The organism is Sphingobium sp. EM0848, from assembly GCF_013375555.1.
Classification (GTDB): domain Bacteria; phylum Pseudomonadota; class Alphaproteobacteria; order Sphingomonadales; family Sphingomonadaceae; genus Sphingobium.
In genome coordinates this window covers 2,572,301-2,593,054 of the sequence record NZ_JABXWB010000001.1, presented here as the reverse complement: position 1 = coordinate 2,593,054, position 20,754 = coordinate 2,572,301, and the positions used below count along the sequence as shown (strand labels likewise).

Sequence of the window (20,754 nt, the reverse complement as noted above, 5' to 3'; positions counted from 1 at the left end):
AGCGTTTGTGTAGGAGAGTGCAATGAGTGTCGCCTTTCGTCGCGAGAGTGACGAGGAGCATCTGGAACCCACTTTCGAGATTCCGTTGCCGCCCGGCCCCAATTGGGTGACGGCGCGCGGCCTGCGGCTGACGCGGGAGAAGGTGGAGGCGCTGGAGGCGGTCGAAACCGATGGCATGGCCGAGGAGGACGCCAAGAAGCACAAGCGCGAGTTGCGCTATTGGCGGACGCGCCTTGCGACGGCGGAATTGCGGCCGGTGCCGGATGGAGAGGCCGTCGCCTTCGGCAGCCGCGTGACCTATCGGCTGAATGGCAAGGAGAAGCAGATCACCATCGTCGGCGATGATGAGGCGGAGCCGGCGGAAGGGCGCATTGCCTTTTCCGCGCCGCTCGCCCGCGCGATGATGGATGCCGAAGAGGATGAGGCCGTCGATTTTGGTGGCAAGCCTGGGGCGATCATGATCGTCGCCATTGAAGCGGTTGTGGAGGAATAATCCCCGTACCCACGAAAAAGCCCTCCAGTTTGCGCTGGAGGGCTTTTCTTTTGTCAGGCGTTGCGGCCAGCTTCGAAAAGGAACCAGGCGCGTTCCTCGGCCTGGTCGGTCCAGTCGTCGATAATGCCTTCGGTCGCGTTGTCGCCCGCGTCCGTGGCGGCGGCCTTGGCGGCGCGCAGGGCCTCGACCAGCTTCAGATTGTCCTCGCGCAGTTCCTTCAGCATGTCGCCGGGGGTCACATAGTCGGCGTCATTGTCCTTGACCGACTGGTGGCGCGAAATATCGCCGATCGAGCGCAGCGTGGTGTTGCCGGTCTTGCGCACGCGCTCCGCGATCAGGTCGGTGGTGGCCAGGATCTGCGTCGCCTGATCGTCGAACATCAGGTGATAGTCGCGGAAATGCGGGCCGGAGACGTGCCAGTGGAAATTCTTGGTCTTGAAATACAAGGCATAGCTGTCCGCGAGCACGCCGTTCAGCGCCTGCGCGACCGATTTGGTCGCGTTGCTGCGGAGGTCCGTTGGGGTCTGAAGGTCGGGGGAGGTCATGCCTGGCTCCTGCTAAGTGATTTGGTTTCGTGGCTATAATGATCGGTTGCCGATAAGGTGCCACGGAAATCGCCTAAATTTGAACGGAAATTGTCGCTCAGTCTGATGGGAAGGGTCGATCAGCCAAGGTGCAGCGCCGCCACCGTCACCACCAGGCCGACAAGCAGCATCAGCACGCCGCCGCCAACACGGATGGCGCGGAGCGGAAGTGCCCTGAACAACTGTTCGCGCAGCAGGACGACGGGCACGGTCGCAGCGACGATGCCGATCGCGCCGCCGGTTGCCGCCAGCAGAGGATCGGCGGTGCGGGTGGCGATCCCCAGGATGAGGAACTGAGCGCCATCGCCAAAGCCCAGGATGAACAGCCCCAGCGCGGTCGTGAAAAACGGTCCCAGTCGCCAGTTCGCCAACGGATCGGGCTGCTTGACGGGCCAGATCATGGCGATGGCGAGGAAGATCAGGGCCAGCGCCAGGAACAGCAGCCGCGCGTCGGACCCGAGCATGGGCGCCAGAAAGGCCCCCGCAGCGGCCCCGATGGCGGCATTGGCGATGGCGGCGGCGGCGATGCCCGCGATCACCGCGCCGTCCCGCCGGAAACGGGTGGCCAGCGCCAGGGCCAGCAATTGCCCCTTGTCGCCGATTTCCCCCATCAGGCAGCCGAGCAGCGCGATCAGCAATGCGTCCATTCAGCAGCCGCCCAGATCCATCCCGATTCGGTTCAGGCGGAAAGATGCGTGACGGCAGCCGCGACCGGCATGGGAATGACCTGTGCGTCGGGCAATTCCGACGTGATCGCGTCCCGCATCAGGTCGAGATAGGACATCACCACCGGCCCCGCACCCTGCACCGACAGCGCCGATTGCAGCGTCCCGGCCAATCCCTCGACCGAATCGATGTGGAAGGCGCGCGCGACATGGCGGATCTGGTCGATTTCATCGCGCAGGCGCGGCACGGAAACATGTCCCCGCTCCCCCGCAAGTCCATCGACGCGCCGCAGCAGATCGGCAAGAATGGCCAACATCGGATCATGTCGCATGGCGTGACTCCCCCGTCCTTTAGCGCCGACTCCAGCATGGACCGGCACCGGTTAAGGCCGCGTAAAGTGTAGCATGAGTGCCAGGTTTCAGCCACGAGCCTTGACATCGGCCCGAATCTCCCTCATGAGCCGCCGCTGAAACGGGGCGGTCCCTTCCTCGAAAGAGGTTCGGGGGGCCGCTCTTCTTTTTCACGATATTCACGACCAGGGACTAAGGCCATGGCCAAGCCAGCAACCGTCAAGATTCGCCTCGTCAGCTCGGCTGACACCGGCTTCTTCTACGTCACCAAGAAGAATCCGCGCACCAAGACCGAGAAGCTGAGCTTCCGGAAGTACGACCCGGTCGTGCGCAAGCATGTCGAGTTCAAGGAAGCCAAGATCAAGTGATCTGATGGCGGTTCGCGCCGCCTGACGACATTTGGGTTCATGGCGTCCTGCCTGAACGAAGAGGCCCGTCCCCCTGAGGGAACGGGCCTTTCCTTGTTGCTTTCATTCCTGGCCCGAAGACCGGGGATGGCGACGGTCAATTGCCGACTGGCTGGCCGTCTGTGCGGCGGACCACGATGGTCGAGGAACGCGGCTGCTGACCGGACACCGGCCAGTTGCCGGTCGGATGCTGGATGTTGATGAAGAAGTTCTTCAGGTCCGGCGTATAGGCAATGCCGGTGATCTCGCAGCCTTCGGGACCGACGAGGAAGCGCTTCGACAGCTTCGACGTCTGGTCGATGTGGAACATGGAATTGTTGCCGAAGGCCTGCGTCATGTTGACCGCGGCGCCATTCAGCGTGCCTGCATTGCCGGTCAGATTATGGTCGGTTTCGACCCACAGGCGGCCCTGCGGATCGATGCGGAGACCATCGGGGCTGGAGAAATAATCGCCGTTGATGTTCCCCTTCAGATTCGCTTCGGCAAGGTTCGGGTTGCCCGCCAGCAGGAACAGTTCCCAGGTGAAGGCGGTGGCCAGCGGCGAATCGCCATTTTCGCGGAACTTCAGGATATGGCCGTGCAGGTTGGTCGTGCGCGGATTGGGCGCATCGGTGACGCGGCGGCCGCTATTGTTGGTCAGCGTGACGAAGATCGCCTGCTTGTTCGGGGCGACCGTGATCCATTCCGGACGGTCCATCAGCGTGCCACCGGCGACGCGCGCCGCTGACTGGGTGTTGATCAGGACATCGGCGGTGGTGTTGAAGCTCACCGTCGCCGGGGTCGGCGGAGTGGTCGACTGGCTGACATTGCCCGGATCGGACGCGTTGGCGACGAGGCCGTTCTGCCCCTGCACCAGCGCGCGCCATTCGCCCGTGCCGTCCGCATTGAAGCGCGCGACATAGAGCGTGCCATAGTCGAGCAGGTTCATATTGGCGGCGCGATTGCCCGGATTATAGGCGCTGTCGGGCACGAACTTATAGATGCAGCCCGGCGTCGAATCGTCGCCCATATAGAAAGCGACGCGGTTGTTGCTGTCGTTCAGATAAGCCACATTTTCATGGCTGAAGCGGCCCATGGCGGTGCGCTTGGTCGGCGCGGCCAGTTCCTGATAGGGGTCGATCTCGACCACCCAGCCATAATTGCTGTTGGGCTGCGTCGGGTCGAGATAGTTGTTCGTCGTCTCTTCGCAGGTGAGGTAAGTGCCCCAGGGCGTGCGGCCCGACGCGCAATTGTTCAGCGTGCCGCGAATGGTCGAGGACAGCAGGCCCGCGGCGGGGCCGCCCGCGCGATAATCGGTGTTGCCGGTATAGCGCTTGTTGAAACGCGATCCGGCCTTGACCGCGAACTTGCCGTCCGTGCCCTTGGCGATCTCCACGACCGAAACGCCGACCGCTGACAGGGCCATTGCCTTCTGGTCGGCCGTGGCGGTGGCGGCGGTATAGCTGCCGCTGGAGAAGAGGATATTATAGTCGGGCAGTTCGTGGTTGATCGCCAGCAGGCCGCCCATATTGGGATCGACGCCCGAGAGTTCGAAAAATTCCATGCCGTCATGATTGCCGCCGGCCCAAAGGTTGGTCTGGGTCGCGCTGCCCGGAAAGCTGCTCGGCGCATAGGCGGTGCCGGTTTCCACAGAATCTCCCGCCTTCAGCAGCACGTCGACGGTATAGCCGGCAGGGACGGTAACGGTGTCGTTCGAATTGATCGCGACCGGGGCGAAGTTGATCGCATAGCTGGCCGTCGGCGTGGGGGTTGGCGTGGGGGTCGGCGTCGGGGTGGGCGAGCCTGAACCATCGTCATCGTCGCAGGCGGCGAGTGCGCCCAGCATCGGCAGCACGGACAGGCCCAGCAGGCCGTTCTTCAACACCGTGCGCCGTGCCGGATTGGCGGCGACAATCGCCTCCAGGCAATCGTCGCCGGAAGTGATCCTGGGCTGCGCATCGCGGAAGGCTGCGCGCGCCTCGTCGGTCAGATGAGACATGAATGATACCCCTGTGTGCCGTTCGGGCCGTCGGCGGGACGCCGCGCCCTTGCGCCCGGTTGGATGGCAGAGGCAGATGACGCCAAGACTGCGCCTGTGCGACGAAGGGGTGAAGGTTCGATTACGACAGCATGACAGTCATGGTCGGGCCGCTACAGCAGCGCGTTCACCTGTTCGACGAAGCGCAGCACGGAAATCGGCTTGGACACATAGGCTTGCGCCCCGGCGCCGCGAATCCGTTCCTCATCGCCATGCCCGGCATAGGCGGTGACGGCCATGATCGGCACCGATGACAGTTGCGCGTCGCCCTTCAGCGAGATGATAAGGTCCAGGCCGCTGATATGCGGCAGGTGGATGTCGGTAATCACCAGATCGGGGTGAAACTCCCGCGCCTGCGCCAGCAGGTCGCGCCCGTCGCGCAGCGGCAGCACCTCACGCCCGTGCGCGCGCAGCAGGTCGCAAAAAAGTTTGAGATTAAGTTCGTTGTCCTCGACAACGAGCACGCGCTTTGCCACCACTCACCCGCGTTTCAAGAAGATGCCGCCAATCCGTCAAGCGCGTGCCCTAAGCCCGCCCCCCATAGAGATCAATCATGCGTCCCGACATTAACCATGGCAAGCAGCATAGTCCAAGCGAGGCTCGAGAGCCATCCGTACTGGCGCTGATGGCGCTTGCCTGGACGCTGGCGGATGATCGCCGCGCCGACCGGCTGCTGGCATTGACCGGGCTGGACGCCGAAACGCTGCGGACGGGCGTGGGCGATCCCGTGGTGCTGGGCGCGGTACTGGGCTTTCTGGCCGATCATGAACCGGATTTGATCGCCTGCGCCGAAAGCCTCGACAGCACGCCGGAAGCATTGATCGCCGCAAAGGAGTCCCTCACCGCATGAACCGCCCGCTGATCATTACCGATTGCGATGAAGTGCTGCTGCATATGGTCGTGCCGTTCCGGGAATGGCTCGAGGCGACCCATGATGTGCATTTCGACATGCGCGAACGCGGTTTTGCAGAGGCGTTGCGGCACAAGGACAGCGGGTTGCCGCTGGAGCGGGCGCTGGTTTGGGAATTGCTGATCGGCTTTTTCGACACGCAGATGCATCGCCAGATGCCGATCGCCGGCGCGGTGGAGGCGCTCGGCCGGTTGAGCGCCATGGCGGACATCGTCGTCCTCACCAACATCACCGAACGCCATCACCGCCAGCGCGAGGAGCAACTCGCATCCCATGGCCTGTCCTTTCCGGTCCAGTGGAACCAGGGCGGCAAGGGCCGTCCGCTCGCCGCCATCCTCGCGGAGCGCCAGCCCAGCGTCGCCCTGTTCATCGACGATCTGGCGGAGCATCATGCTTCCGTCGCGGACCATGCGCCGGGCGTCTGGCGGCTGCACATGGTAGGCGAACCGGAAATCGCCCGCGACGTCGCTGCCGCGTCGCTGGCCCATGCCCGGATCGACGATTGGGCCGCCGCCGAAGCCTGGATCGCCGCCCGGCTGGCCGAAGGACCGGCGCCAGAAGTTTTTCCGACCATTCAAGGAGTGTCCCAATGAGCATCGAAGCCCGCCTGACCGAACTGGGCATCACCCTGCCCGCCGCCGCAGCGCCGGTCGCCGCCTATGTCGCGGCGGTCGAGGCCAACGGCCTGCTGCATATTTCCGGGCAGATCTCCCTGTCCGACGGCCAGTTGATGACGGGCCGGCTGGGCGAGGACCGCGACCTCGACTATGGCGTCAAGGCGGCCCGTGCCTGCGGCCTCAACCTCATCGCCCAGATGAAGGCGGCGCTTGGCAGCCTCGACCGGGTCGAGCGGATCGTGAAGCTGGGCGCCTTCATCAGCAGCACGCCCGAATTCACCGACCAGCCCAAGGTCGCCAACGGCGCGTCGGAGCTGATGGTGGAGGTCTTCGGCGAGGCTGGGAAACATGCCCGCAGCGCCGTCGGCGTGCCGGTGCTGCCGCTGGGCGCCGTGGTCGAAATCGACGCGATCGTCCTTGTCCGTTCGGCCTGATGTCCTTGCGGCGTTGACGTCACGCCCCTTCGCCCATCGCGGGCTGCATGGGGGCGGGGTCAGCGAAAACGGCATGGCGGCCTTCTCGGCCGCCATCGCCGGTCATTTCGGCATTGAATGCGATGTCCGCCTCAGCCGCGACGGGGTGGTTATCGTCTTTCACGATGCTTCGCTCCGGCGCATGACGGGGGCGACCGGCGCGATCTGCGACCATGAGGCGCAGGCGATCGATCGATTGATGCTGCCCGACGGCGGCAGCGTTCCGCGCCTGCGCGACCTGCTCAACCTGTGCGGGACGGATGTTCCTCTGCTCATCGAGATCAAGGTGGATGGGCGGCATGTCGCCCCGATCTGCGCGGCGGTCGCCGAGGAGCTGGCGCGGCGGCCCAAGACGCTGGCGGCGGTGATGTCCTTCAATCCCGTGGCGATGCGCTGGTTCGCGCGCCGCCGGCCCGATATCGTGCGCGGGTTGGTCGTCACGGACGAAAACAACAAGGGATGGCGCGGGAAGATCGGGCGCGCCCTTGCACTTTGGGCGGCGAAGCCCGATTTTATTGCCTGTGACATTCGCGACCTGCCATCCCCCCTGTCCGCGCATATGCGCCAGCGGAAAATGCCCGTGCTGAGCTGGACCGTGCGCAGCGAGGAAGAGCGCGCCCGCGCCGCGCTGCACGCGGATCAGATCATTTTCGAGCGCGCCGCATGACGGAGTGCGTGGCGCGCATGGCCAAGGGCGTCGCGCAACTGCCGCGCGATGAATGGGATGCCTGCGCCGGGACCGGCAACCCGTTTGTCAGCTGGGATTTTCTGACCGTGCTGGAACGGTCGGGCAGCGTCGGCGACAATAGCGGCTGGCAGCCTCTGCCGCTGGTCATCGATGGGCCGGATGGACGGATCGCCGCCGCCGCGCCGCTTTACGGCAAGACCCACAGCCAGGGCGAATATGTGTTCGATCATGGCTGGGCCGATGCCTGGGAGCGGGCAGGCGGGCACTATTATCCCAAGATTCAGATCGCCGCGCCCTTTACCCCCGTGCCAGGCCCGCGCCTGCTGTTACGCGAAGACAGTTTCGCCCCGGCGCTGATTGCGGGGATCGAGGCGGTGGTGGAGCAGAATGAACTGTCCTCCGCCCACGCGACCTTCATCGCGCCGGAACAGGTGCCGCTGTTCGAGGCGGCGGGCTGGCTGATCCGGGAGGACAGCCAGTTCCACTGGACCAATCGCGGCTATGGCGATTTCAGCGACTTTCTGGCCGATCTGTCGAGCGCCAAGCGCAAGAATATCCGCAAGGAACGGGAGCGCGCGGTCGAGGGGCTGGAGATCGTCCACCTGACCGGCGATGCGCTGACCGAAACGCATTGGGACGCTTTCTGGACCTTCTATCAGGATACCGGCGCGCGCAAATGGGGGCGCCCCTATCTGACCCGCGCCTTTTTCTCGATGCTGGGTGAAAGCATGGCGGACCGGGTGCTGCTGGTGCTGGCGCTCCGGCACGGCAGGCCGATTGCCGGGGCGCTGAACCTCATCGGCGCGGACACGCTGTACGGCCGCTATTGGGGTTGCACCGAAGAGGTGCCCCATCTGCACTTCGAGCTTTGCTATTATCAGGCGATCGACATCGCCATCGCCCGTGGCCTTCAGCGCGTGGAGGCGGGGGCGCAGGGCGGGCACAAGCTGGCGCGGGGTTACGCGCCCGAGCCGACCTATTCCGCGCATTTCATTCCCAATGCCAGCTTCCGCCGCGCCGTCGCCGATTTTCTGGAAAGCGAACGACAGGGCGTGCAGCGCGACCGGGACTGGCTGACTGAACGAACCCCGTTCCGGAAGGGGGAGGTGCGGCTTTCCTGACGGGATTTAGGCCTGACCGGGTTTAGGCCCGATCGGGTTCAGGCTGCGCGCAATTGCGTCATCGCGATCACTGCGCGGGCCTGTCGCTGCGCCTCGGCAATTTCGCGCGCCGACATTTCCCCGGCGATTTCCGCGCGCATCGCCTGTCCTTCCTCGCTGCCCTTGAGCGCGGCGAGATTGAACCATTTATGCGCCTCGATCAGATCGACCGACACGCCACCCGTGCCGCAGCTATAGGCCACGCCCAGATCGAAGCAGGCTTCCGCGGATTGGCTCGCCGCACCCGGAAGCCGGCTTTCCATCAGAAACTGCGCACTCTTCAGACTGTTCGCCATAACCCAATTCCCCCTGTGGAATCGTCATGATGGTTTTCGACGAGCCGCAGCTTGCATCGGCGGCGGATAAAAAATGGTTAACGGCCATTGCGGCGATCGGCGGTCGAATGACGCAAATATGCTGCCCAGCAGGGTTAACGATATACAGCGGGTACTAAAGGGGTGGCGCCGACAGGCGAATATCCCCATAGCCCCTTGCCATGACCAATCGCCTCGAAACCGCCGCGGCGGCCCCGAAACAGGATATAGCTTTCCGCGAATTCGTGATGCTTTGCGCCTGTCTGATGGCGATGAACGCGCTGTCGATCGACCCGATGCTGCCCGCCTTGCCGGAAATCGGACGCGATCTGGCGATTCCCCATGCCAATGACCGGCAGCTCATCATCAGCGTCTATTTTCTGGGACTGGGCATCGGATCGCTGCTGTTCGGCGTGCTGTCCGACCGATTCGGACGCAAGCGGGTGCTGGGCAGCGCCATGGCCTTGTTCATCCTCGCCTCCATCGCCTGCGCCGGGGCGCAGAGCTTCGCGATGATCTTGGTCGGCCGCGTCTGCGCGGGATTCTTTGCGGGGGCCAGCCGCGTCATCACCGTCGGCATCATCCGCGACCGTTTCCGGGGCGATGCCATGGCGCGGGTCATGTCGCTGATCTTCGCTGTGTTCATGCTGATCCCGGTGATGGCGCCGACCTTTGGTCAGGCCATTCTGTGGATCGCGCCATGGCGCTGGATATTCTGGGCGCTGGCGATCCTGGCGACGCTGATCCTGCTATGGATGCTGGTCCGGATGCCCGAGACGCTGATGCCGGAAAACCGGCTGCGGATGAGCGTGAAGACCATCTTCGGCGCGGTCGGCACGATCATCCGTACACGCAGTTCCATCGGCTATATGCTGGCGAGCGGCGTTGTGATGGGCGGGCTGGTCGGCTTCATCCTGTCAGTGCAGCAGATCTTCTTCGATATTTTCGACGCGCAGAAATTCTTTCCCTTCGCCTTCGCCTGCATCGCGGGCAGCATGGGAATCGGCAGCCTGCTCAACAGCCGCCTCGTCTCCCGCTTCGGCGCGCGGCGGCTGAGCCAGACGGCGCTGCTGGCGCTGGTCGCGATCAATCTCGTCCATCTGTCGGTGATCCTGTCGGGGCATGAGACGATCGTCACCTTCATGGTCCTTCAGGCCGCGACCATGCTGACGGTTGCCTTCACCGCGTCCAATTTCAGCGCGATCTCGATGGAGCCTTTCGCTAAGGGGGCAGGCGTTGCCTCCTCCTTTCAGTCCTTCCTGACCACGGCCGTCTCGAGCGCGCTTGGCAGCATCGTGGGCCGTGCCTTTAACGGGACGACGATGCCGCTGACGCTCGGGCTGGCGAGCTTCGGCGCGATCTCCTTCCTGATCGTCGTCTGGGCTGAGAAGGGGCGGCTCTTCACCCGGCCTCACCATGCGGGTCTGCGCGAGTTCGAGGGCATGCGTTAAAAAAAAACGGGGCGGTGTGACCCGCCCCATCCTCTGTTCGATCAGGCGTCCTGCCCGCCCGGCGTGTGGGCGCCGGGCAAGGGCGGCACCGGCTGCGGCGGAATGCCGACATCCTGTTCATGCGTCTCGATCAGGCCGCGCCCGACATGGCTCTTGCGATAGCCGTAGAGGAAATAGATTACGAGGCCGAAGCCACCCCAGACCGGCAACACTAGCTGCGCGTCGACAGGCAGGTTGAGGAAGAGGAACACGCAACCGCAGGCCGCGGTCGGCGCGATCGCCCAGACCGCCGGGGTCCGGAACGGACGTGCCCGGCCCGGTTCCCTGACGCGCAGCACCAGCACCGCGATCGACACCATGAAGAAGGCGAAGAGCGTGCCCGAGTTGGAAATGTCGGCAAGCTGACCGACGGGCAGCAGCGCCGCGGCGATGGCGACGAACATGCCGGTGAGCATGGTGACGATATGCGGCGTCTTGAACTTCGGGTGGATGCTGGCCAGCTTTTCGGGCAGCAGGCCGTCGCGCGCCATGACGAAGAAGATGCGGGTCTGGCCGAACAGCATCATCAGGATGACCGAAGGCAAGGCGAGGTTGGCGGCCAGGCCCAGCGCATTGCCCACGACCGTCCAGTTGATCTCGCGCAGCACATGGGCCAGCGCCTCGTTGGAGCAGACCAGATCCTTGGCATGGGAGGCGGTGGCGCAGGCGGCGGCAAAGCCCTGCGAACCGGGCGCCACGATCGAACCGTCGGGACCAAGGACGGGCTGCGCGCCGATCGCGCCGATCGCACCGGCAGCCACCAGCAGGTAGAAGACGGTGCAGAGCGCAAGGCTGCCGATCAGGCCGATGGGCACGTTGCGCTGGGGATTTTTGGTTTCCTCCGCCGCGGTCGACACCGCATCGAAGCCGACATAGGCGAAGAAGATCGAGGCGGCGGCACCGACGATGCCCATGCCGCTGGTGCCCGCCGGGCCGAACCAGCCATTGGGCGCGAAGGGTGAGAAATTGCCGGTCTTGAGCGCCGGCAGCGTCAGGATGATGAAGGCGGTGAGCGCCGTCACCTTGATCGCGACCAGCACCGCGTTGACGCGGGCGCTTTCCGTGGTGCCGATGACCAGCAGCGCGGTGACGGCCAGCGCGACGACGATGGCGGGAACGTTAATGATGCCATGGGTGAAATCGGCGTGGGGGAGCAGGCCGTTCATCGTCCAGACCGGACCGGCGGACAGGGTCTGTGGTAATTGAAGCCCGGTTATGCTTTTCAAAAGTCCCATGAAATAGCCGGACCACCCGACCGACACGGCGCTGGCGGCGACCGCATATTCCAGGATCAACGCCCAGCCGACCATCCAGGCCAGCAATTCGCCGACCACCGCATAGGTATAGGTATAGGCGGAGCCCGAAACCGGCACCATCGACGCGATTTCCGAATAGCAGAGCGCGGCGAAGGCGCAGACAGCGCCCGCGATCACGAAGCTCCACATCATGCCCGGCCCGGCCTTTTGCGCGGCGGCGGCGGTCAAAACGAAAATGCCGGTGCCGATGATGGCGCCGACACCCAATAATGTCAGCTGTATCGGCCCCAATGTACGGACGAGCGATTTCTTCTCGGCCGTGGCCAATATGGCATCCAAAGGCTTTATGCGCCCGAAAATCATGATGGAGCCCTTATCTCTCTCTTTTGCCCAGGCGGCCCGTTGCAGCCGCTCCCCTTTTGTGATGGAAGCGGAGACTATCGCCTAATCTGGCGTGCGCAAGTATGTTGCGCATTTCGGACATGGATTAATAGTGCCTCCGGCGCTGGGTCCCAGGGAGTGACGGATGATCGAACTGCTGCGGGCACCAGCCTTAAGCGATGTAAAACATGGCTTTGCGGGGCGGCGCGGCGGCGTTTCGACCGGGGTTCATGCCGGGCTGAATGTTGGCCTTGGCTCTGCCGATGAGCGGGAAGCGGTGCTGCGCAACCGCGATCTGGTTCGCGATGCGCTGCTGCCCGGCGCGACTCTGGTGACGGTGCATCAGGTGCATTCGCCCGATGTCGTGACGGTCACGGCGCCGATTCCCGAAGCGGACCGCCCCGCCGCCGACGCCATGGTGACGGACCGTCCGGGGCTGATATTGGGCATATTGACCGCCGATTGCGTGCCGGTGCTGTTCGCCGATGCGCAGGCGGGCGTCGTTGGGGCCGCCCATGCGGGGTGGAAGGGCGCCATCGCCGGCGTCACCGATCGCACGATCGATGCGATGGAGGCTCTGGGCGCGGACCGCAGCCGGATCGCGACGGCCATCGGCCCGTGCATCGGACGTTCCTCCTATGAGGTGACGCTGGATTTCGCCGCGCGCTTCACGGCCGAGGATGCGGAAAACGACCGCTTCTTCACCGCCGGGCGGGACGGGCATTGCCAGTTCGACATTGCCGCCTATGTCGCGGCCCGGCTGGCCGGGGCGGGCATCGGGCGGATCGAAATGCTGGACCAGGACACCTATGGCCAGCCCGACCGCTTTTACAGCTACCGGCGGTCCTGCCATCGCGGCGAACCGGATTATGGCCGGCAAATCTCGATGATCGCGCTTTAGGGCCTGTGGGGATTTAGACTTCCCATCTTTGAGGAGATGTGAGCCATCCTGTGGATGGCCGCTTTGTGCCGGCGGATGCCTTGGGCAATCTTGTGCGTTTTCGCCTTCGGAGCATTGCTCGCCGACAAGGCTTTGGACAGCAACGACATTATTGCCGATCTCAACAAACGCATCGCCATGGGCGTCTGCAAAACAGACCACAGCGTTGAAGCCATGATCTGCCTCGCAGCAGCCGTCATCAATCTCGATGAATCCCCACAGGCCTCAGGTCAGGCGCCGCTCTTCCTGTCGCGTTTTCCATAGCGACCAGCCCACCCCTGCGCCGATCAGCGCAAAAGTGACGCCCAGGCTCAACACCGGCGGGAATTTCCCGCCATCGAGCAGGAAGTCCGCGACAAAGATCTTGGTGCCGATGAACACCAATATCGCCGCCAGCGCATATTTCAGATAGTGGAAGCGGTGCACCATGGCCGACAACGCAAAATAGAGCGCCCGCAGGCCCAGGATCGCCATCACGTTCGACGTATAGACGATGAAGGTGTCGGTCGTGATCGCGAAGATCGCGGGCACGCTGTCCACCGCGAACACGAGGTCGGCGAAATTGATCACCACCAGCGCCAGCAGCAGCGGCGTGGCGGCCATCACCATTTTCCCTGTCTTCGGATCGGCCATGCGCGCGAAGAAATGCTCGCCATGCAGTTGCGGCGTCACCCGCATATGCTTCGAAATGAAGCGGATCAGCGGATTCCTGCCCACGTCCATCGCCTCATCGCCGCTGAACATCATCTTGATGCCGGTGAAGATCAGGAAGGCGGCGAACAGATACAGCACCCAATAGGCCTGATGCAGCAGCATGGCCCCGCCCGCGATCATCAGGCCGCGCAGCACGATCACGCCGACGATGCCCCACAGCAGCGCCCGATACTGATATTTCGCCGGAATCGCGAAGTAGGAGAAGATCAGGCTGATGACGAAGACATTGTCGATCGACAGCGCCTTCTCGATGAAGAAGCCGGTGAAATATTGCATCCCCGGTTCCGGTCCGCGCACGAACCAGACCCAGGCGCCGAACGCGCAGGCGATGCTGATGTAGAAAAGGGAGAGTTTCAGGCTCTCCTTGATGCCGATCTCCTTGTTTTCCTTGTGCAGGAAGCCGAGGTCGAAGGCCGTCAGCGCCGCGACGATGGCGAGAAAGGCCAGCCAGAACCAGGCCGGTGTCCCCAGCCAGTCCATGAAGAGAAATTCCACAGGATATGCTCCTCTCGTTCAACAACAAAGGTTGATCGGAGAATCCACTGCGAAAGGGAGGGGTGGTTGAAACCAAGCCGTCAGTCGCACCGGATAGTCCGATGCGGTCCGACATCACGCGCTGTTGGAAATCAGCGCGCCAGAGGGGCCCGGTCCGCGTGGAGCAGAATAGGGGAGAAAGCCTGGAAAATCAACCGAGGCGGATTCTACCGGGTAACCGGCAGGTCGACCACTTCGAACATGTCGTCGATTCTGGGTTCGGCCGACGGATCGACCGGCATGTCGTCCCGCTCGGTCGCCTGCCGTGCCCACATGGCGGCGTAAAGCCCGTCCGCCCGCACCAGATCGGCATGGCGCCCGCGCTCTACGATGCGGCCCTGCTCCAGCACGATGATCTCATCGGCATCGACCACGGTGGACAGCCGATGCGCCACGATCAGGGTCGTGCGCTTGCGCGAAATGCTGCGCAGCACGTCCTGAATCTCCGTCTCGGTCCGGCTGTCGAGCGCGCTGGTCGCCTCATCCAGCACCAGCACCGGCGGGTCCTTCAGCAGCGTCCGCGCTATCGCCACCCGCTGCTTCTCCCCGCCGGAGAGCTTCAGGCCCCGCTCGCCGACCCGCGTGGCATAGCCCTGCGGCAGCCCCAGGATGAACTCATGGATGGAGGCCGCTTTCGCTGCTTCCTCGATCTCGGCCTGCGTCGCGCCGGCCCGGCCATAGCCGATATTATAGCCGACCGTATCGTTGAACAGCACCATGTCCTGCGGCACGATACCGATGGCCGATCGCAAGGAAGACTGCGTGACCTGCGCTATGTCCTGCCCATCGATCAGGATTCGCCCATCCTGAATGTCGTAGAATCGGAACAGCAGGCGCGCGATGGTCGACTTGCCCGCGCCCGAAGGCCCGACAATCGCCAGAGTCTTGCCCGCAGGCACGGCAAAGCTGACCCCGTGCAGGATTTCGCGCTCGGGATCGTAGCCGAAATGCACATGATCGAATCGGACCTCGCCCGCCTCGACCTGCAGCAGCGGCGCGTTCGGGGCATCGGCAATCTCCGTCTCCGTGTCGATCAGCTTGTACATCGCCTCCATGTCGATCAGGCCCTGCCGGATCGTGCGATAGACCATGCCCAGCAGGTCGAGCGGCCGGAAAAGCTGGCTCAGCAGCGTGTTCACCAGCACCACGTCGCCGGTCGAGAACTGCCCCCGGCTCCATCCCCAGACGGTATAGCCCATGGCCCCCGCCATCATCAGGTTGGTGATCAGCGACTGGCCGATATTGAGCCAGGCCAGCGAATTTTCCGACTTCACCGCCGCATCGGCATAGCGCCGCATCGCCTTGCCATAGCGGGCGGCCTCGCGTTCCTCGGCGCCGAAATATTTGACCGTCTCGAAATTGAGCAGGCTGTCGACCGCATGGGCCACGGCATTGGTGTCCATGTCCACCATGTCGCGCCGCAACTGGTTGCGCCATTCGGTGATGGTCCGGGTGAACCAGATATAGAGGCCCACCATCACCAGCGTCGCCGCGACGAGGCCAGGGCCGAACTTCACGAAGAAGATGACGCAGACGGCGGCGAGTTCCAGCACCGTTGGCGCGATGTTGAACAGCAGGAAATAGAGCATCGTGTCGATGCTCTTCGTGCCGCGTTCGACGATCTTGGTGACGGCGCCGGTCCGCCGGTCGAGATGGAAGCGCAGCGACAGGCGGTGCAGATGCACGAACACATCGTCGGCCAGCCGCCGCCCGGCTTCCTGCCCGACCCGCTCGAAAATGGCGTTGCGCAGATTGTCGAACAGCACGCTGCCAAAGCGCGCGCCCGCATAGGCCACCACCAGCGCTACGGCGAGGCCCGCGCCCGATTCCATCCCCGGCGCCATCCGGTCGACCGCGCCCTTATAGGCGAAGGGCATGGCGAGGCTGACGACCTTGGCCACCAGCACCAGCAGCATGGCGAGAACGACCCGACGCCGCAGCGCCGGGGCATCGGCGGGCCAGAGATAGGGAAAGAAGCGCCGCATGGTCGCCCAGACGGGCGGAAGGGGCGAATTGTCAGGCGTGGATGGCGGCATGACATCCATTTAGGGAGTCATGCCGCTTCTATCCAGAGATGTTAGTCGCGCAGCAGTTCGTTGATGCCCGTCTTCGAACGGGTCTGCGCATCGACGCGCTTCACGATGACCGCGCAATAGAGGCTCGGCCCCGGCGTGCCGTCGGGCAGCGGCTTGCCGGGCAGGTTGCCGGGCACGACCACCGAATAGGGCGGCACTTCGCCGATGAAGATTTCGCCGGTGGTGCGGTCGACGATCTTGGTCGACTGGCCGATGAACACGCCCATCGACAGCACCGACCCCTTGCCGATGCGCACGCCTTCCACGACTTCGGAACGGGCGCCGATGAAGCAGTCGTCCTCGATGATGACCGGATCGGCCTGCAACGGTTCCAGCACGCCGCCGATGCCGACGCCGCCCGACAGGTGGACATTCTTGCCGATCTGCGCGCAGCTGCCGACCGTGACCCAGGTGTCGACCATCGTGCCTTCATCGACGAAGGCGCCGATGTTGACGAAGCTTGGCATCAGGATGACGTTCTTGGCGATATGCGCGCCTGCACGGGCGAACGACCCCGGCACCGCACGGAAACCGGCGGCGCGGAAGGCGGCCTCGTCCCAGCCGGCGAACTTGCTGGGCACCTTGTCCCACCAGTGGCCCGCGCCCGGACCATTGTCGATCATGGCGTTGTCGTTGAGGCGGAAGGACAGCAGCACCGCCTTCTTCAGCCACTGGTTGACCTGCCAGCCCTCTGCGGTCGGTTCGGCCACGCGCGCTTCGCCGCTGTCCAGCATCGCCAGCGCCTTGTCGACCGCCTGGCGGATGGCGCCCTGCGTCGACATATTCACATTGGCCCGGTCCTCCCAGGCGGTGTCGATGGTCGCGATCAGTTCGTTGCTCATGGCTTTTCCCCAAGAATATCCGCCAGAAACGGCGTCAGATGGTCGGTTTCGAAATCGATGAAATCGGGATGATGACCGTGGTCGCCCGCTTCCGAGCCGTTATTGACCCAGATGGTGGACATGCCGATGGCCTTGGCGGGTTTCAGGTTGCGCGCCATATCCTCGAAAAAGGCGGCGCGGGTCGGATCGACACCATGCACCCGGCACAGCTCCGCATAGCCCGACGGATCGGGTTTCGGAATATATTGGCAGGCATGGATGTCGTGGATCAGCTCGAACGCGCCGGAGAGGCCGAGCTTGTCCAGCACCCGCGTCGCATAGGCCCCGTCGCCATTGGTGAAGATCAGCCGCCGTCCCGGCAGCGCGGCGATATGGGCATTCAGCGCCTCGTCCACTTCCAGCCGGTCCATCGAGATATCATGGACATAGTCCAAGAACGCGCCCGGTTCGATGCCATGATGGTGCATCAGGCCGGAAAGGGTGGTGCCATGCTCCAGGAAATAGCGTTTCTGCGTTTCCTTCGCGACCACCGGGTCGCAACCCAGCAGCCCCTGGATGAACTCCCCCATCTTCACGTCGATCAGCGCGAACAGGTCCGCCTTCGCCGGGTAAAGCGTATTGTCCAGATCGAAGATCCAGCTATCCACATGGGCAAGGTCCGCGCGCATGGCCGCGCCCTAATCCTCCCCGAAGCCTAGGGCAAGGGCGGCGTTCAACCGCAGCCCGGCGCTTCCGAATCCTGATAGAAGGTCTGCACCGCCGCCCAGGCGTCCTCGGCGGTCTCCACCCAGGTCAAAAGGTTGAGGTCGGAGGGGGAGATTACCCCTTCGTCGGCCAGCGCCTCGAAATCCACCACCCGCGTCCAGAAATCCCGCCCGAACAACAGGATCGGGATCGGTTTCATCTTGCCGGTCTGGATCAAGGTCAGCAGTTCGAACATCTCGTCGAACGTGCCGAAGCCGCCGGGGAAGACCGCCAGCGCCCGCGCCCGCAGCAGGAAGTGCATCTTGCGCAGCGCGAAATAATGGAATTGGAAGCTCAGTTCCGGCGTGACGAAGCGGTTGGGGGCCTGTTCATGCGGCAGGACGATGTTCATGCCGATGGTGGTCTGGCCGACCTCATAGGCGCCGCGATTGGCCGCTTCCATGATCGAGGGGCCGCCGCCCGAGCAGACGACGAAATGGCGGCATCCCGCCTCATTCACCGGATATTGCGCGGCGATCCGGGCGAGTTTGCGCGCTTCGTCATAATAGCGGGCCTTTTTGCCCAGATTTTCGGCGATGCGCTTCTGGTCAGGGGTGGCGGCGGCGTCGATGCGCGCCTGCACCTGATCGGGTTCGGGAATACGGGCGGAGCCGTAAAATACGAAGGTCGACTCGATCTTCGCTTCGTCCATCAGCAATTGGGGCTTCAGCAGCTCCAGCTGGAAGCGGACGGGGCGCAAATCCTCGCGCAGCAGGAATTCGGTATCCTGAAAGGCAAGCCGATAGGCCGAGCTGCTGGTCTGGGGGGTTTCGATCCCCTTTCGGGCATCGGCCGCTTCCTGGCGGGCGGGACGGAATTTGCGTTCTTCGATTTCTTTTCTGGTCATTATGCTCAAATTAGGGAGCCGCCGCGCTAAAGCCAAGGGCCGTCAGCGGCAGAATCCTCCACTCCTTTATTTTTCCACTCAGCGGCAAAAGCCGCCGCGGCCTCCCATGTCGAAATGAAAATGGTCGTGATGCGCGGCGTTGTAATCGGGACTGAGGACCGTACTGAACCGCTTGCAGGCGCTGGCGTGTACGACTTGCAGGAATTGCCGCGTCCGCTGGTCGCCGTTCCAGTCCTTCTCGATCGAAATCCGCCGTCCGTCGCTCAGCACGAAGGCGGATACGTCGACCGCATTGCTGTGCGCATGTTCGCTGAGTTTCCCGCTGCCCGCTATGGGGCGGCAATTATAGGTGCCGAAGGTTTCCACCCGCTCGATCTCCGCACCCAGGATCATCCGCGCGGCGGGCTGCACGCCATAGCGCACCCAGGCTGCGAAATTGGCCGCCAGGCCGCAGGTCATGGCGCCCAGATTGGTCGCGGGCACGCCGATGTCGAGCAGCTTGACGCTGCCCATGGCGGTGCATCCGCCGCCGAAATTCTGGTCGGGCAGGGGGGTGTACAGCACCGATTGCGCACTCAGCTTCGCCATGCACTGGCGCAACTCCATCGGCGGTGGGGTGGCGGGCCGCACGGTCCTGACCGGCTTGGAGGGGCGCTCCACGCGCCCCCGCGGCACCAGATCGCCGCCGCAGCCCGCCAGCGTCACCCCAGCCGTCGCCATGGCCGCAAAGCCCATGGCGCGAAGGATCGCTTTCCCCCTAACCCGCTCAAACATGGGACAGCTATCTACCACGTCCGGCTGGCTCAGGGGTTAACGGCGGACTCAGCTTGTCGCATCCCGCCATTCGACTGGACTCTTTGGCGGCTTGACTCTTCCCTCCAAATCTTTAGGGCGGCCAGCGGGCCACGCGGTCCCAACGCCGCGCGTGCTCTCTGTAAGGAGACGCATTACATGACTGATCTGACTGCCGTTGACGCCACCATTGCGCCTGCTGAAAAGCCCGCCAACCGTCCGGCCCGTCCCTATTTCTCTTCGGGTCCCTGCGCCAAGCCTCCGGGCTGGAGCGCCGACAAGCTGAGCGCCGAGTCGCTGGGCCGCTCGCACCGCGCCAAGATCGGCAAGACCCGCCTCGCTTATTGCATCGACCTGATGCGCGAACTGCTGAACCTGCCCGAAACCCACCGCATCGGCATCGTTCCCGGTTCGGACACCGGCGCCTTCGAAATGGCGATGTGGACCATGCTGGGCGCCCGCCCCGTCACGACGCTGGCCTGGGAGAGCTTCGGTGAAGGCTGGGTGACGGACGCCGCCAAGCAGTTGAAGCTCGATCCGACGATCATCCGCGCCGATTATGGTCAGCTGCCGGACCTTGGCGCCGTCGACTTCTCGAACGACGTGCTGTTCACTTGGAACGGCACCACCTCCGGCGTGCGCGTGCCCAATGCCGACTGGATTCCGGCCGACCGCGAGGGCCTGACCTTCGCCGACGCCACCAGCGCCGTGTTCGCTTACGACATCGACTGGGCGAAGATCGACGTTGCCACCTTCTCCTGGCAGAAGGTGCTGGGCGGCGAGGGCGGCCATGGCGTGCTGATCCTCGGCCCCCGCGCGGTCGAGCGTCTGGAAACCCACACGCCCGCCTGGCCGCTGCCCAAGGTCTTCCGCCTGATGGCGAAGGGCAAGCTGGCCGAGGGCGTGTTCAAGGGCGAAACCATCAACACCCCCTCGATGCTGGCCGTCGAGGACGCGATCTTCGCGCTGGAATGGGGCAAGTCGCTGGGCGGCTCCGCTGGCCTGATCGCGCGCAGCAACGCCAATGCGGCGGCGCTGAACAGGATCGTCGAGGAACGCGATTGGCTCGGCCATCTCGCCGCCGACGAAGCGTCGCGCTCGACCACCAGCGTCTGCCTGACCGTCGAGGGTGCGGACGAAGCCTTCATCAAGACCTTTGCCGGTCTGCTGGAGAAGGAAGGCGCCGCCTATGACGTCGCGGGCTACCGCGATGCCCCGGCGGGCCTGCGCATCTGGTGCGGCGCGACCGTCGAAACCGCCGACATCGTCGCGCTGGGTCCGTGGCTCGACTGGGCCTACGCCACCGCCAAGGCTGCTTAATTCCCTAACCCAAAATATCGACGTCATTCCCGCGCAGGCGGGCACGTAAGTGTACCGCAGGTAATCCATCTCCCAACCGTCCCGCATGACGCAACCGATGGGAGATGGACCCCCGCCTTCGCGGGGGTGACGGGTTCATA

24 protein-coding genes are annotated in these 20,754 nt (G+C 64.0%); 11 read left to right on the top strand and 13 right to left on the bottom strand.

Annotated elements, in window-relative coordinates:
* The first annotated feature begins 22 nt into the window (after nucleotides 1–22).
* On the top strand, nucleotides 23–493 hold the full coding sequence (locus tag HUK73_RS12595) for a GreA/GreB family elongation factor (RefSeq protein WP_176592204.1): 471 nt from the start codon (nucleotides 23–25) through the stop codon (nucleotides 491–493).
* Between the two features lie 53 nt (nucleotides 494–546).
* On the opposite strand, the gene HUK73_RS12590 is transcribed toward HUK73_RS12595, so the two are convergent.
* The 3 genes from HUK73_RS12590 to HUK73_RS12580 form a co-directional block, all read right to left on the bottom strand.
* Nucleotides 547–1,038, bottom strand: coding sequence for a Dps family protein (locus tag HUK73_RS12590; RefSeq protein WP_176592203.1), 492 nt, complete (start codon nucleotides 1,036–1,038; stop codon nucleotides 547–549).
* A 119-nt stretch (nucleotides 1,039–1,157) separates the two neighbouring features.
* On the bottom strand, nucleotides 1,158–1,724 hold the full coding sequence (locus tag HUK73_RS12585) for a TMEM165/GDT1 family protein (protein WP_176592202.1): 567 nt from the start codon (nucleotides 1,722–1,724) through the stop codon (nucleotides 1,158–1,160).
* 32 nt (nucleotides 1,725–1,756) lie between these two features.
* Nucleotides 1,757–2,074, bottom strand: coding sequence for a hypothetical protein (locus HUK73_RS12580; RefSeq protein WP_176592201.1), 318 nt, complete (start codon nucleotides 2,072–2,074; stop codon nucleotides 1,757–1,759).
* Between the two features lie 219 nt (nucleotides 2,075–2,293).
* Between HUK73_RS12580 and rpmG the strand changes: the two genes are divergently transcribed.
* Nucleotides 2,294–2,461 carry a 50S ribosomal protein L33 gene (gene rpmG, locus HUK73_RS12575; protein ID WP_007687342.1) on the top strand — a complete coding sequence of 56 codons (168 nt, stop codon included), beginning with the start codon at nucleotides 2,294–2,296 and terminating at the stop codon, nucleotides 2,459–2,461.
* Nucleotides 2,462–2,597: 136 nt separating this feature from the next.
* Here the strand turns inward: rpmG and HUK73_RS12570 are convergent, their stop codons facing one another.
* Nucleotides 2,598–4,478 (bottom strand): PhoX family phosphatase, encoded by a 1,881-nt coding sequence (locus HUK73_RS12570; RefSeq protein ID WP_176592200.1) that lies wholly within the window; start codon nucleotides 4,476–4,478, stop codon nucleotides 2,598–2,600.
* A gap of 152 nt (nucleotides 4,479–4,630) precedes the next feature.
* The gene (locus HUK73_RS12565) at nucleotides 4,631–4,993 is read right to left on the bottom strand and encodes a response regulator (protein ID WP_176592199.1); all 363 of its coding nucleotides are present in this window, start codon (nucleotides 4,991–4,993) and stop codon (nucleotides 4,631–4,633) included.
* Nucleotides 4,994–5,070: 77 nt separating this feature from the next.
* Between HUK73_RS12565 and HUK73_RS12560 the strand changes: the two genes are divergently transcribed.
* From HUK73_RS12560 to HUK73_RS12540, 5 genes are read left to right on the top strand one after another with little or no spacing between them, the layout of a single operon-like run.
* Nucleotides 5,071–5,367 (top strand): DUF3572 domain-containing protein, encoded by a 297-nt coding sequence (locus HUK73_RS12560; protein ID WP_176592198.1) that lies wholly within the window; start codon nucleotides 5,071–5,073, stop codon nucleotides 5,365–5,367.
* The gene (locus tag HUK73_RS12555; protein ID WP_176592197.1) at nucleotides 5,364–6,020 is read left to right on the top strand and encodes an HAD family hydrolase; all 657 of its coding nucleotides are present in this window, start codon (nucleotides 5,364–5,366) and stop codon (nucleotides 6,018–6,020) included. The genes HUK73_RS12560 and HUK73_RS12555 overlap by 4 nt, the downstream gene beginning before the upstream one ends.
* On the top strand, nucleotides 6,017–6,478 hold the full coding sequence (locus tag HUK73_RS12550; RefSeq protein WP_176592196.1) for a RidA family protein: 462 nt from the start codon (nucleotides 6,017–6,019) through the stop codon (nucleotides 6,476–6,478). Before HUK73_RS12555 ends, HUK73_RS12550 begins: the two co-directional genes overlap by 4 nt.
* Nucleotides 6,462–7,184 (top strand): glycerophosphodiester phosphodiesterase family protein, encoded by a 723-nt coding sequence (locus HUK73_RS12545; protein ID WP_176592195.1) that lies wholly within the window; start codon nucleotides 6,462–6,464, stop codon nucleotides 7,182–7,184. Before HUK73_RS12550 ends, HUK73_RS12545 begins: the two co-directional genes overlap by 17 nt.
* On the top strand, nucleotides 7,181–8,326 hold the full coding sequence (locus HUK73_RS12540; RefSeq protein WP_176592194.1) for a GNAT family N-acetyltransferase: 1,146 nt from the start codon (nucleotides 7,181–7,183) through the stop codon (nucleotides 8,324–8,326). Before HUK73_RS12545 ends, HUK73_RS12540 begins: the two co-directional genes overlap by 4 nt.
* A 38-nt stretch (nucleotides 8,327–8,364) precedes the next feature.
* Here the strand turns inward: HUK73_RS12540 and HUK73_RS12535 are convergent, their stop codons facing one another.
* Nucleotides 8,365–8,661, bottom strand: a complete 297-nt coding sequence (locus tag HUK73_RS12535; protein WP_176592193.1) for an SEL1-like repeat protein — start codon at nucleotides 8,659–8,661, stop codon at nucleotides 8,365–8,367.
* A 200-nt stretch (nucleotides 8,662–8,861) separates the two neighbouring features.
* Between HUK73_RS12535 and HUK73_RS12530 the strand changes: the two genes are divergently transcribed.
* Complete coding sequence (locus HUK73_RS12530) at nucleotides 8,862–10,130, top strand: multidrug effflux MFS transporter (protein WP_176592192.1); 1,269 nt, start codon at nucleotides 8,862–8,864, stop codon at nucleotides 10,128–10,130.
* Between the two features lie 41 nt (nucleotides 10,131–10,171).
* Here HUK73_RS12530 and HUK73_RS12525 read toward each other — a convergent pair whose 3' ends face one another.
* Nucleotides 10,172–11,788: an amino acid permease gene (locus HUK73_RS12525; RefSeq protein ID WP_176592191.1), complete on the bottom strand. Its 1,617-nt coding sequence runs from the start codon at nucleotides 11,786–11,788 to the stop codon at nucleotides 10,172–10,174.
* A gap of 163 nt (nucleotides 11,789–11,951) precedes the next feature.
* On the opposite strand from HUK73_RS12525, the gene pgeF reads away from it, so the two are divergent.
* Both pgeF and HUK73_RS12515 read left to right on the top strand, forming a co-directional pair.
* Nucleotides 11,952–12,707, top strand: a complete 756-nt coding sequence (gene pgeF, locus HUK73_RS12520; RefSeq protein WP_176592190.1) for a peptidoglycan editing factor PgeF — start codon at nucleotides 11,952–11,954, stop codon at nucleotides 12,705–12,707.
* Nucleotides 12,708–12,761: 54 nt separating this feature from the next.
* Nucleotides 12,762–13,010, top strand: coding sequence for a hypothetical protein (locus tag HUK73_RS12515; RefSeq protein WP_176592189.1), 249 nt, complete (start codon nucleotides 12,762–12,764; stop codon nucleotides 13,008–13,010).
* On the opposite strand, the gene HUK73_RS12510 is transcribed toward HUK73_RS12515, so the two are convergent.
* From HUK73_RS12510 to HUK73_RS12485, 6 genes are all read right to left on the bottom strand, one after another.
* The gene (locus tag HUK73_RS12510) at nucleotides 12,972–13,955 is read right to left on the bottom strand and encodes a TerC family protein (protein ID WP_176592188.1); all 984 of its coding nucleotides are present in this window, start codon (nucleotides 13,953–13,955) and stop codon (nucleotides 12,972–12,974) included. The genes HUK73_RS12515 and HUK73_RS12510 overlap by 39 nt on opposite strands.
* A gap of 206 nt (nucleotides 13,956–14,161) precedes the next feature.
* On the bottom strand, nucleotides 14,162–16,030 hold the full coding sequence (locus HUK73_RS12505) for an ABC transporter ATP-binding protein/permease (RefSeq protein WP_176592948.1): 1,869 nt from the start codon (nucleotides 16,028–16,030) through the stop codon (nucleotides 14,162–14,164).
* 41 nt (nucleotides 16,031–16,071) lie between these two features.
* Nucleotides 16,072–16,911: a 2,3,4,5-tetrahydropyridine-2,6-dicarboxylate N-succinyltransferase gene (gene dapD, locus HUK73_RS12500; RefSeq protein WP_176592187.1), complete on the bottom strand. Its 840-nt coding sequence runs from the start codon at nucleotides 16,909–16,911 to the stop codon at nucleotides 16,072–16,074.
* Complete coding sequence (locus HUK73_RS12495) at nucleotides 16,908–17,579, bottom strand: pyrimidine 5'-nucleotidase (protein ID WP_176592186.1); 672 nt, start codon at nucleotides 17,577–17,579, stop codon at nucleotides 16,908–16,910. Before HUK73_RS12495 ends, dapD begins: the two co-directional genes overlap by 4 nt.
* Before the next feature lie 44 nt (nucleotides 17,580–17,623).
* Complete coding sequence (locus HUK73_RS12490; protein WP_176592185.1) at nucleotides 17,624–18,502, bottom strand: TIGR00730 family Rossman fold protein; 879 nt, start codon at nucleotides 18,500–18,502, stop codon at nucleotides 17,624–17,626.
* A 78-nt stretch (nucleotides 18,503–18,580) separates the two neighbouring features.
* Complete coding sequence (locus HUK73_RS12485; protein ID WP_176592184.1) at nucleotides 18,581–19,276, bottom strand: extensin family protein; 696 nt, start codon at nucleotides 19,274–19,276, stop codon at nucleotides 18,581–18,583.
* 177 nt (nucleotides 19,277–19,453) lie between these two features.
* Between HUK73_RS12485 and HUK73_RS12480 the strand changes: the two genes are divergently transcribed.
* Nucleotides 19,454–20,614: a phosphoserine transaminase gene (locus HUK73_RS12480; protein ID WP_176592183.1), complete on the top strand. Its 1,161-nt coding sequence runs from the start codon at nucleotides 19,454–19,456 to the stop codon at nucleotides 20,612–20,614.
* The last annotated feature ends 140 nt before the right edge of the window (nucleotides 20,615–20,754 follow it).

Excerpts from the sequence above, each read along its gene's own strand:
- HUK73_RS12595 (WP_176592204.1), top strand. The coding sequence starts at position 23 with ATGAGTGTCGCCTTTCGTCGCGAGAGTGACGAGGAGCATCTGGAACCC.
- HUK73_RS12590 (WP_176592203.1), bottom strand. The coding sequence starts at position 1,038 with ATGACCTCCCCCGACCTTCAGACCCCAACGGACCTCCGCAGCAACGCG.
- HUK73_RS12585 (WP_176592202.1), bottom strand. The coding sequence starts at position 1,724 with ATGGACGCATTGCTGATCGCGCTGCTCGGCTGCCTGATGGGGGAAATC.
- HUK73_RS12580 (WP_176592201.1), bottom strand. The coding sequence starts at position 2,074 with ATGCGACATGATCCGATGTTGGCCATTCTTGCCGATCTGCTGCGGCGC.
- rpmG (WP_007687342.1), top strand. The coding sequence starts at position 2,294 with ATGGCCAAGCCAGCAACCGTCAAGATTCGCCTCGTCAGCTCGGCTGAC.
- HUK73_RS12570 (WP_176592200.1), bottom strand. The coding sequence starts at position 4,478 with ATGTCTCATCTGACCGACGAGGCGCGCGCAGCCTTCCGCGATGCGCAG.
- HUK73_RS12560 (WP_176592198.1), top strand. The coding sequence starts at position 5,071 with ATGCGTCCCGACATTAACCATGGCAAGCAGCATAGTCCAAGCGAGGCT.
- HUK73_RS12555 (WP_176592197.1), top strand. The coding sequence starts at position 5,364 with ATGAACCGCCCGCTGATCATTACCGATTGCGATGAAGTGCTGCTGCAT.
- HUK73_RS12550 (WP_176592196.1), top strand. The coding sequence starts at position 6,017 with ATGAGCATCGAAGCCCGCCTGACCGAACTGGGCATCACCCTGCCCGCC.
- HUK73_RS12540 (WP_176592194.1), top strand. The coding sequence starts at position 7,181 with ATGACGGAGTGCGTGGCGCGCATGGCCAAGGGCGTCGCGCAACTGCCG.
- HUK73_RS12535 (WP_176592193.1), bottom strand. The coding sequence starts at position 8,661 with ATGGCGAACAGTCTGAAGAGTGCGCAGTTTCTGATGGAAAGCCGGCTT.
- HUK73_RS12530 (WP_176592192.1), top strand. The coding sequence starts at position 8,862 with ATGACCAATCGCCTCGAAACCGCCGCGGCGGCCCCGAAACAGGATATA.
- HUK73_RS12525 (WP_176592191.1), bottom strand. The coding sequence starts at position 11,788 with ATGATTTTCGGGCGCATAAAGCCTTTGGATGCCATATTGGCCACGGCC.
- pgeF (WP_176592190.1), top strand. The coding sequence starts at position 11,952 with ATGATCGAACTGCTGCGGGCACCAGCCTTAAGCGATGTAAAACATGGC.
- HUK73_RS12515 (WP_176592189.1), top strand. The coding sequence starts at position 12,762 with ATGGCCGCTTTGTGCCGGCGGATGCCTTGGGCAATCTTGTGCGTTTTC.
- HUK73_RS12505 (WP_176592948.1), bottom strand. The coding sequence starts at position 16,030 with ATGCCGCCATCCACGCCTGACAATTCGCCCCTTCCGCCCGTCTGGGCG.
- dapD (WP_176592187.1), bottom strand. The coding sequence starts at position 16,911 with ATGAGCAACGAACTGATCGCGACCATCGACACCGCCTGGGAGGACCGG.
- HUK73_RS12495 (WP_176592186.1), bottom strand. The coding sequence starts at position 17,579 with ATGCGCGCGGACCTTGCCCATGTGGATAGCTGGATCTTCGATCTGGAC.
- HUK73_RS12490 (WP_176592185.1), bottom strand. The coding sequence starts at position 18,502 with ATGACCAGAAAAGAAATCGAAGAACGCAAATTCCGTCCCGCCCGCCAG.
- HUK73_RS12485 (WP_176592184.1), bottom strand. The coding sequence starts at position 19,276 with ATGTTTGAGCGGGTTAGGGGGAAAGCGATCCTTCGCGCCATGGGCTTT.
- HUK73_RS12480 (WP_176592183.1), top strand. The coding sequence starts at position 19,454 with ATGACTGATCTGACTGCCGTTGACGCCACCATTGCGCCTGCTGAAAAG.